General features: G+C 63.4%; 3 protein-coding genes. 1 reads left to right on the forward strand and 2 read right to left on the reverse strand.

The window, feature by feature from the left end; translation table 11 throughout:
• Window positions 1-57: 57 nt before the first annotated feature.
• Together pncB and gcvA are read right to left on the reverse strand one after the other, a co-directional pair.
• Entirely contained in the window at window positions 58-1,362 is a 1,305-nt protein-coding gene (pncB, locus tag EOD07_RS28265) for a nicotinate phosphoribosyltransferase (RefSeq protein ID WP_073984849.1), read from the reverse strand.
• 216 nt (window positions 1,363-1,578) lie between these two features.
• Window positions 1,579-2,553 carry a transcriptional regulator GcvA gene (gene gcvA, locus EOD07_RS28270; RefSeq protein WP_071069380.1) on the reverse strand — a complete coding sequence of 325 codons (975 nt, stop codon included), beginning with the start codon at window positions 2,551-2,553 and terminating at the stop codon, window positions 1,579-1,581.
• A gap of 205 nt (window positions 2,554-2,758) precedes the next feature.
• Here gcvA and EOD07_RS28275 point away from each other — a divergent pair.
• On the forward strand, window positions 2,759-3,166 hold a 408-nt coding region (locus tag EOD07_RS28275), incomplete at its 3' end, for an arginase family protein (protein ID WP_206519581.1).

The following is a 3,166-nucleotide window of genomic DNA, read 5'->3' on the forward strand; positions in this document are numbered from 1 at the left end:
TTTCAGAGTTATGGGCGTCAGGTGGCGATCCAGGCATGGACATCACCGCCAACGCCCTCACACCTTCACCAACTGCTCCACCCGCCCCTTCTCTCCGAAAATCCTCAGATACCGCTTGATCTCCTTCTCATCCCCGGTCGCCTTGGCGGGGTTGTCCGACAGCTTCACCGCCGGCCTGCCATTGGCCTCGCTGACCTTGCAGACCAGCGAGATGGCGTCGAGGCTTTTGGTTTCGGTCGGCGCGCAGCCCTCGAAATCATTGGTGAGGTTGGTGCCCCAGCCGAAGGACATGCGCACCTTGCCCTTGAAGTGACGATAGGCCTCCTCGATGGTCTCGACCTCCAGCCCGTCGGAGAAGATGAGCAGCTTCTGCTTGGGATCCTTGCCCTTCTCGCGCCACCAGGAGAGGATCTTCTCGCCGCCTTCGATCGGCGGCGCGCTGTCGGGGCGGAAGCCGGTCCAGTCGGCAATCCAGTCCGGCGCATCGCGCAGGAACGCGGCGGTGCCGAAAGTGTCCGGCAGCACGATCAGGAGGTTGCCGCCATAGTAGCGCTGCCAGTCCTGCAGCACCTTGTAGGGCGCTTCGCGCAACTCCTCTTCGGAATTGGCGAGCGCTGCAAACACCATGGGCAATTCATGCGCGTTGGTGCCCAAAGCCTCGAGGTCGTTATCCATGGCCAGAAGCACGTTTGACGTGCCCGTGAAGGCATCGCCGATGCCTTCCTTCAGCGCTTCGACGCACCAGCGTTGCCAGAGGAACGAATGGCGGCGCCTTGTGCCGAAATCGGAAATGCGGATGCCCGGCAGCGCCTTGAGCCGCTCGGTCTTGTCCCACATCTTGGCCTTGGCGCGGGCATAAAGCACGTCGAGCGCGAACGGGCCGAAGGAGCGCATCGCCGCTCGCGAACGGAGCTCGTTGATGATGGCCAAAGCCGGGATTTCCCACAGTGTCGTGTACATCCAGGGGCCGGGGAAGGAGAGCACGTACTGGCCGTCGCGCCTGGACAGCTCGTAGTTGGGCAAGCGGAAATCCTCCAGCCATGCCAGGAATTCCGGCTCAAAAATCTGCTTGCGGCCATAAAAAGTGTTGCCGCCCAGCCAGATCATCTCCTTCTTGGAGAAACGCAAGGTGCGGGCATGGTCGAGTTGCTCGCGCAGTTCACCTTCGTCGATCTCATCGGCCAGACGCACCGAGGTCGTGCGGTTGATCAGTGTGAAGGTGGCGTCGACCTTGGGGTACATGCCCCAGATCATCTGCAGCATCAAAAGCTTGTAGAAGTCGGTGTCCAGCAGGCTACGGACGATCGGGTCGAGCTTCCAAGTGTGGTTGTAGACGCGCCGCGCTATATCGGTCTTTGCCATGTCTCAATGCGCTTTCATAGCTCGCTGGATCAGGATGACGTTTCGTTAGACCGCCATCCTGATCCAGCTTTTCGTTGGAGCATGATCCCGAAAACCGGTTCCCGGTTTTCGGGATCATGCTCTTAGCCGCGGGAATGCCTCTTAGCATTGTATTTTCGAACGCGCTCCCCGCTTTGCAAGCTGGCCCGACAAAAAGCGGCTATGCAAGTCCAGCCGTCAGGACAGGGCCCTGGCACCGACAACCTTCAGCGCGGGACGTTTCCTGCGGCTAGGCATGCGGCCGGCCACGGGGGCATCGGCGCGGCCCTCGTCCTGCTCCTTCTCTGCGAACAGCCAGTCGATGAACAACTGGACGATCGGCGCCGAACGCATCTCGTTGCGGCAGACGACGTAGAAATCGTCGACCGCCGGCACCGACAAAGTGAATGGCGCGACGAGCATGCCCCTGGCAAGCAGGGCGCGCGCGGTGACGGAATCGCCGAGCGCGACGCCATGGCCGTGCACGGCGGCCTCCGTCGCCATGCGCGCATCACCCAGACGGTGGCGGCGGCCGCGCTCCAGGTCGAGCGCGTCGGCGGCGGCCAGCCAGGTGTGCCATTCGCGGCCATCGTCGCCATGCAGGAACACATGGTCGGCGAGGTCGCGGACGCTGCGGATCGGCCGGTTGTTGATCAGCGTCGGGCTGACCACGGGGAAGAGCTCCAGCCCCGACCATTTGCGTATCCAGCAGTCGCTCCAGCCGCCGTCGCCATAATGCACGCAGACGTCGATGTCCGCGGCACGGATGTCCTTGGGATCGTTGGACGGGATCAGCGTCAGCTGGATGTCGGGATATTGCGCCGTGAAGGAGCCGAGCCGCGGCGTCATCCACAGCAGCAACAGCGCCGGCACGCAGGAGACCGAGAGCGCGCCAGCACTCGCCGGCCTGGTCATGCGCTGGGTGGCGGCGGCGATGCCCTCGAAGGCGGCCGAGACCGCCGGCAGGAACTCCGCGCCATGCGGCGTCAACTTCACCCGCTGCCCGGTGCGCTCGAACAGCTTCACGCCGAGCGACTGCTCGAGCGCCTTGATCTGATGGCTGACGGCGCCGTGGGTGACGTTGAGCTCACCCGCCGCCTTGGTCAGCGAGGCGTGCCGCGCCGCGGCTTCGAAGGCGCGCAGCGGGTTCAGCGGCGGCAGGCGCTTGGCCATGGAGAGCTCCTACTTTGTGAGATTTTCTCACAGCACAGACCCTAACAATATCAATTGATTTTTCAATGCGGCTGCCCGACACTTTTGTCCGGAACAGCTTTCAAGAGACATGAAATCCGCAAGGGGACAGCGGGTAACGATCCAGCCTGACAACAGGCTGGCTTGGCAAATCGTCCGTGCGGGCAGCAAGCAGAGGAGACCGGACATGGGTTACGATCGCGGCAAGCTCGAAGCGTTGCGCCGCAAATATGGCGAGAGCCATGGCGGCGAGATGTTCGACCCGAAGTTCCGCAAGGTCGCCGACAAGATCTTCAACAAGTCGGGCACCCGCCTCGCGCCCTATTCCGGCATCCCGACCTTCCTCGCCGCGCCCTACCGCGAAATCGCCGCCGAGAACCCGGATTTCGGCGACCTGCAGGTGGCGATGATCGGCGTGCCGATGGATCTCGGCGTCACCAACCGTCCCGGCTCGCGCTTCGGGCCGCGCGCGCTGCGCGCCATCGAGCGCATCGGCCCCTACAACCACGTGCTGGAATGCGCGCCGACGCATGAGCTTCGCGTCGCGGACATCGGCGACACGCCGTTCCGCAGCCGCTACCGACTGGAGATCAGC

It is taken from the genome of Mesorhizobium sp. M2C.T.Ca.TU.002.02.1.1 (genome assembly GCF_003997225.1).

What these genes read in the sequence shown, in the direction of transcription:
- pncB (WP_073984849.1), bottom strand. Translation starts at nt 1,362, where the DNA reads ATGGCAAAGACCGATATAGCGCGGCGCGTCTACAACCACACTTGGAAG.
- gcvA (WP_071069380.1), bottom strand. Translation starts at nt 2,553, where the DNA reads ATGGCCAAGCGCCTGCCGCCGCTGAACCCGCTGCGCGCCTTCGAAGCC.